The 6,496-nt window shown below is 65.5% G+C and carries 7 protein-coding genes and 1 pseudogene; all 8 read right to left on the reverse strand.

Translation table 11 applies throughout. The features are described from left to right. Positions 1-242: pseudogene (locus tag EOA23_RS29930) on the reverse strand (branched-chain amino acid ABC transporter permease); the annotation flags it as partial. A 1-nt stretch (position 243) separates the two neighbouring features. After that, positions 244-1,143, reverse strand: a complete 900-nt coding sequence (locus EOA23_RS29935) for a branched-chain amino acid ABC transporter permease (protein ID WP_127306785.1) — start codon at positions 1,141-1,143, stop codon at positions 244-246. Positions 1,144-1,149: 6 nt separating this feature from the next. After that, positions 1,150-1,854: an ABC transporter ATP-binding protein gene (locus tag EOA23_RS29940; RefSeq protein WP_127306786.1), complete on the reverse strand. Its 705-nt coding sequence runs from the start codon at positions 1,852-1,854 to the stop codon at positions 1,150-1,152. Positions 1,855-1,869: 15 nt separating this feature from the next. Beyond that, positions 1,870-3,024 carry an ABC transporter substrate-binding protein gene (locus EOA23_RS29945; protein ID WP_189341756.1) on the reverse strand — a complete coding sequence of 385 codons (1,155 nt, stop codon included), beginning with the start codon at positions 3,022-3,024 and terminating at the stop codon, positions 1,870-1,872. Between the two features lie 42 nt (positions 3,025-3,066). Next, a complete protein-coding gene (locus EOA23_RS29950) occupies positions 3,067-3,792 on the reverse strand; it encodes an ABC transporter ATP-binding protein (protein ID WP_127306788.1) in 726 nt (241 codons plus the stop codon). A 130-nt stretch (positions 3,793-3,922) separates the two neighbouring features. Beyond that, complete coding sequence (locus EOA23_RS29955; RefSeq protein ID WP_127306789.1) at positions 3,923-4,507, reverse strand: XRE family transcriptional regulator; 585 nt, start codon at positions 4,505-4,507, stop codon at positions 3,923-3,925. 172 nt (positions 4,508-4,679) lie between these two features. Continuing rightward, positions 4,680-5,519, reverse strand: a complete 840-nt coding sequence (locus EOA23_RS29960; RefSeq protein ID WP_127306790.1) for an N-formylglutamate amidohydrolase — start codon at positions 5,517-5,519, stop codon at positions 4,680-4,682. Continuing rightward, on the reverse strand, positions 5,497-6,496 hold a 1,000-nt coding region (locus EOA23_RS29965; RefSeq protein WP_127306791.1), incomplete at its 5' end, for an aldehyde dehydrogenase family protein. The genes EOA23_RS29965 and EOA23_RS29960, both read right to left, overlap by 23 nt.

Genomic DNA, 6,496 nt, shown 5'->3' on the forward strand with positions numbered 1-6,496 from the left:
ATGTTGGAATTGCCCATGAACACCTGCAGGCCGACCACCACGATCAGGTTCACGAAGGCGCCGAGCGCCAGGAAGGTGTAGTAGGTCGGCGCGAAATTCAGCACCAGAAGCCCGATCACCAGCACCGGGAGCGCCGTCACCAGACCGCCGACCAGCGAGCGGACAACCGCATTGCCGGGCTGCGCTGTGCTCACCGGAGCCGCCATCTGTTCAACTGCTTGCGACAATTCGGAGCCTGCCACGTCAGATCTCCTTATCGCCGAGTTCGATGCGCTGGCCGAGCAGCCCTTCCGGCCGGTAGACGAGCAGTGCGACGATGATGGCGTAGGTGAGCGCGTCCTTGAAGCCCGCATATTCCTGCGGCAGCGCGACGAGCAGGCCGACTTCGATGAAGCCGAGCAGCATGCCGCCGACGGCGGCACCCGGCAACGAGCCGAAGCCGCCGATAACGCAGGCGACGAAGGCCTTCAGCACCAGGCCGAAGCCGAGATCGGGAGAGACGCTGCCGCGCCGCGCCAGGATGAAGACGGCGGCGATGCCCGCCAGCGCGCCGGAAATCGCGAACGCCGTGGCAATGACGCGATTTGCCTTGATCCCCATCAGCCGCACCGTGGCGAAGTCGCGCGAGGCGGCGCGGATGGCGAGCCCAAGCGTCGAGCGGTTGAGGAAGAGCACCAGGGCCAGGATGGTCAGGCCCGACACGATCAGCTCCATCACCTGCAGTGACGACACGGCGAAAGGACCGAAGAACCACATCTGATTCAAGCCGTTGAGCACCGAGACCGACTGCGGCTTGGGCGAGATCAGAAGCATGAAAAGGTTCTGCACCACGATCGACACACCGAAGGCGGTGAGCAGTCCGGTCGTGGTCGGCGCGTAGCGCACCGGGCGGAAGGCGACGCGCTCGAACACCACCGCCGCCAGCGCCGCCATGCCGACGGCAAGCAGCACCGCGACGAAGGGCGAGGTAAGCCCGAGCGCGGCAGCCAGGAACACGCTGTACGCCGAGACGCCGATGATCTCGCCATGCGCGAAATTGACCAGCCCCATGATCGAGAAGACGACGGCCAGCCCGAGCGCCACCAGCGAATATTCCGCGCCGAAGGCGAGCGCGTTGAGGAGTTGCTGCAGAGCGTAGTCCATCGCCGCCTACCCGCCGATATAGAGGTTGAACAGGCCGTGCTCGTCGGCGAGCTTGGCCGGCGGTCCGTCATAGCGCAGCGTGCCCGAGCTCACGACATAGACGCGGTCGGCGAAGCGCAGCGCCTGCCTGGCGTTCTGTTCGACCACCAGCAGCGTCATCCCTTGCGCCTTGAGCTCGCCGATGAAATCGAAGATGCGCGCCACGATTTTTGGCGCCAGCCCCAGCGACGGCTCGTCCAGCAGCAACAGCTTCGGCCGCGACATCAGCGACCGGGCGATCGCCAGCATCTGCTGCTCGCCGCCCGAGAGCGTGCCGGCCGCCTGGCCATAGCGCTCGGAAAGCACCGGGAACAGCGACAGGAACCGCTCGATGTCCTGGCGCACCCCGGCAGGGTCGCGCCGTGTCGCCGCCCCCAGCCGCAGGTTTTCGCCGACGCTTAAGTTGGCAAAGATGTGCCGGCCTTCCGGCGTCGAGGTCAGCCCGGCGCGGATGCGGTCCTCGGTGCGGACATGCGAGATGTCCTTGCCTTCAAGCACGACACGCCCCGAAGCCGGCGTGACCAGCCCGGTCAGCGCGTTGATGGTCGAGCTCTTGCCGGCGCCGTTGGGTCCGAGCAGGGCGACCAGCTCGCCCTGTCCGACCTCCAGCGACAGCTCGCGCACCGCCATGACGGCGCCATAGCGCACGACAAGCTTCTCGACCTTCAGCACGTCTTCCCGCCCCGCTTAGTTCAGCGCCGGAACGAAGGTCGGCGGCGTGTCGGTGATCAGCACCCGCTTGCCGTCGGCAAAGCCCATCACTGGAACGGCCTTCACCGGATAGCCCTTCTTCTCGGCGAAGGAGATCGTCGGCGCAGTCGTGCCCGGATAGCCGCCCGGCGCGCGGATCGCCTCGCGCAAGGCGGCAGGGTCGACGGTGCCGGCCTTCTTCGCCGCTTCATAGCTGATCTGCACCATGTCGGCGCCGAGCGCGTCGAAGATGCCGTTGATCTTGTAGCCGTCGGCCTTGCACTGGGCGAGGAATTTGTCGATCGGGCCGTCGACGCCGGTCGCGCCATGGGTCGCGAACATCACCTTTTCCAGCGACTTCGGATCGCCGACGGTGCCTTCCAGCGACTTGTCGTCGAAAGCGTCGCAGCCCGCCACCCAGCCGTCATAGCCATTGGCGCGCAATTGCCGGATTAGGATGCCGACATCGGGCAGCACGGCGCAGATATGGATCGCGTCCGGCTTCTGCGGCAGGGCCTTGATCGAGGCGATCTGCGGCGACCAGTCGGTGGTGCCGTAGGAATAGTTGAACTTGCCGACCACCTTGCCGCCGAGATGCTCGAACACCTCGCCGAACCACTCCGGCAGCTTCTCCGAGTAGGACCCGGCATCGGGCGATACCATCAGCGCCACGGTCCGCGCCCCCTTGCCGTAAAGCGCGTTCGCGGTGGCCGAGGCGTTGATCGGATCTGGCACGGCGCCGGCGATGAAATTGTCGAGCCCGGCCTGCTGCATTTCGAGCTGCGTGTTCGGCGCCGAGAACACGGTGGCGCCATATGGCTGAGCAGTCTGCGCCATCGGGATCAGCGCATCCGGGAACGGCACGCCGGTGATGACCTGCGCGCCGGCATCGAGGAATTTCTGGCCGAGCGAGACCGAAAGCTGCGGATCGGACCGGTTGTCCTCGATCATCAGCTCGACCTTGGGGTCGTTGGCGCCCGCAGCCTTGTTCAACCTGTCGGCCATGCAGCGCGCGCCCTCGGCCTCGCTATAGGGCGCGTAGGCGCCGGTCATGGCGACCGCAAGCCCGATCTTGAGATCGGCCGCGCCCGCATGCCCTGCCTGCAGCAGCCCCACGGTCAGCACCGCCGCTCCCAGCAAAATCTTTTCCATTCTACCCCTGCTTCCTCTCATTGTGGTTGTTCTTCCGGGCCTTCAGGCTGTTTCCGACTGCCCGACATAGACCTCGATGACGCGCGGATCGCGCCACACGTCTTCCGTCTCGCCCGAAGCGATCACCTGGCCCTGGTCCATCACGCAAAGCCGGTCGCAGAGCCGGTTGATGAAGCGCAGATCGTGATCGATGACGATGGTCGCGCAGCTGACGTCGCGACGGATGCCCTCGATCGCCATCGCCAGCGTTTCCGACTCGGCCTCGTTGAGCCCGGCCGCCGGCTCGTCGAGCAGCAGGAGCGACGGCCCCAGCGCCAGCGCGCGGGCGATCTCGAGCCGGCGCTGGCTGCCATAGGGCAGCGTTCCGGCGGGGCTGTGGGCGAAGCCCGCCAGCTCATATTGCTGCAGCAGCTGATCGACGCCGATCCGCTTGGCGGCATCGGGGCGCACCGCGCGGCAGGTGATATGCGCCACCTCGACGTTTTGGCGTACCGTCAGATCCTTGAACAGCCTGATGGTCTGGAAGGTGCGGCCGACCCCTGCCCGCGCGCAATGCTCCGGGCCGCGGCCGGTGATCTCCTCGCCCGCCAGGCGCACGCTGCCGCTGTCCGGCTTGAGCACGCCGGAGATGGCGTTGACGAGGGTGGACTTGCCGGCGCCGTTCGGACCGATGAGGCCGAGGATCTCGCCGGCCTCGCAGGTCAGCGAGGCGCTGCGCAACGCCTGCACGCCGCCGAATGTTTTGCTGACTGCCTCAACCGACAGCATCGGTCATTTCTCCCATTCCGGCCGCTGGCTGTTCTCCTGTCGGCCGGTCAAAAGGATGCTAGTCCTCCGACTTTTCCATAACAAGCATTTTTTTCCATTTTAGAAAAATTCTTGACGGAAGGTCGTGTGGTCAGACGCCTGCTCCTGGCGCCAGCCCGTCACGCGGCACCGTGTTCGACATCAGCATGATGACGGGTTTGTCACCGAGCGCGACATAGGCGTGCTGCATCTCGCCGTCGAACAGGATGCTGTCGCCTGGCTGCAGCACTGTCGGGTCGTAATGGAGCGTGTGCAGCTGCAGGCTGCCGCTCAGCACATGGATGAACTCCTCACCCGAATGGCTGCGCCAGCCGCCGTTTTCCTCAAAACTTCTGGCGCGCAGCGTGACGCGCCAGAAAATGTTGGTCTTGTCGCGGAAATCGCTGCACAAGACCTCGAATTCCATGGCGTTGCCTTCATGCAGAATGCCGCTGCCGGCGCGCGTGATCGAGCGGCGCGCCTGCGGTCCGGGCTTCGGGCTGAACAGGAAGGAGGCCACCGGCACATGCAGCACGCCGGCTATCATCAGCGCGATGTCGACGGTCAGCCTCGCCTTGCCGTTCTCCAGCTTCGAGAGCTGCGAAACGGAGAGGCCGGAGCGCTCGCTAAGGTCGCGCAAGGTGATGTTCTGCTGCTTGCGCGCGTCGCGGATCTTGCTGCCCACATTGCCGTGCATCGTCCACGCCCTTGGCTGTCGTGTTTCCAATTTGACAAGCTCTAGAGCAATTCCAGGAAAAGTGTGAGCGGTTTTCCGTCCGGAATTGCGCAAAAACAATGAGATAGAGCGGTTCGCCGTTTCCGTGAAACGGTGAAACGCTCTAGCGTTCCGCCATATGAGCGTCCAGCCTTTAGACGGCTACGGCTGATTGCGGCCATAGGGATATCGCGACGGTGGCAAAGGCATTTTCAAGAAGGCGGCCGACGCGTTCGAAATTTTCCGGATCGGCAAGCAGGTCGTTGCGGACCTCGAGATAGAGGCAGGGCCGGCCCTGCTGCAGCCCGTGCCGGTTCAGCGTGTAGCCGACGGCCTGGCGCCAATCATAGGGTTCGTTGTCACCAATCCTGAAGCCTGCTTCCGCGCCCTGTGCGCCCAGCGTTTTCAGCACCGAATTGACGAAGGGCGACTGTTCCCGCCACAGCACGCCGATATCGACATTGCGCTTCACCCCGGCCATGACCGGCGTGAAGGAGTGCACCGAGATCAGCGCGCGCCTGCCGGCGGCGGCTTCGACGATCGCCCGTTCGACCGGCGCCCAGGCGACAAGCTTGCGCAGCCTCGCATCCGCCGCGTCGACCGCCAGATTGCTTGGCACCGGGATGCCGCCGAGGTCCGGCCGCATGAAATCCCACTCCTCGGCGGGGCGGTTATAGTCAAGGAACAGCCGCGAATAGTGCGCGATCACCGCCGACGCGCGCAGTGTTCGCGAGAGCCGCCGCGTCAGCGCATCGACCCCGAGGTCGACCGCGAAATGCGTGCCCAGATAGGGCTCCGCCAGGCCAAGATCTCGCCACGGCCCCGGCACGACATTGCCGGCATGCTCGGCGATCAGGAGATAGGGGCTGGCTGCATCCGGCAGCAACCGCTCCACGCCGGCCGCTGCAAGCGCAGCAACGGCCGCATCGCCCAGCTTTTCAAGGTCCAGCACGACCGGATGCCCTTGGCGCTCAGGCGATGACGGAGCGGACATGGTAAGCCTTCGCCGCCGTCGCCTCGATCAGGCCGGCGCGTCCATTGGTGCGTCCGAGACCGGAATTCTTGATGCCGCCCCAGGGTAGATAGAGGTCGGCGTGGTCGCAGCGGTTGAGATAGACCGTGCCGGCCTCGACCTCGTCGAGCAAGGTCACGCCGCGCTCGACATCGCGTGTCCAGATGGAGGCGCTGAGGCCGTAGTCGCTGTCGTTCATCAGCCGGATCGCCTCGTCGTCGCCGCCAACCGCCTGGACGCAGGCCACCGGCCCGAACAGCTCGTCGCGCATGATCTGCATGCTGTGATCGACGCCGGTCAGCACCTCCGGCGCGACATAGGCGGTTCCGAGGCTTGCCGCCTTGAGGGCGCCTTCCTGTGGCATCAGGCGCTTCGCCCCTGCTTGCACTGCGCTTTCGGTGAGGCCGCGGATGGTGTCGGCAGCAACCGCGCGCACCACCGGGCCGACCATCGGCTTTTCGCCGATCGGATGGCCGATCGACCATTTCGCCGTCTCGGCGACTAGCGCCTCGACGAAGCGGTCGTGAATCAGGCGATCGACATAGATGCGCTCGACCGAGCAGCAGGACTGGCCGGCGTTGGAATAGGTGCCTTCGGCGATCAGCGGAACCGCCGCTTCGAGGTCGGCGTCGGCGCGCACATAGGTCGGATCCTTGCCGCCGAGTTCCAGATGCAGCTGGGTGAAGGTGCCGGCCGCCGCCGCATGCACGCGCCGGCCGCCATTGACCGAGCCGATGAAATTGACCGCGTTGAAAACGCCGGAAGCGATCAGCCGCTCGGCGTCCGGATGGTCGAGATGCAGGCTCTGGAACACGCCTTCCGGTCCGCCGCCGGCGCGAAAAGCCTCCTCGGCAAGCTCCGCGATCAACGGCGTCTGCGGCGAGTGCTTGAAGATCACCACATTGCCCGCTGCAAGCGGCGAGGTGACCAGGTAGCCGAGCATGGCGGTCGGGTAGTTC

This window comes from Mesorhizobium sp. M2A.F.Ca.ET.042.01.1.1 (assembly GCF_003997405.1).
Lineage (GTDB): Bacteria > Pseudomonadota > Alphaproteobacteria > Rhizobiales > Rhizobiaceae > Mesorhizobium.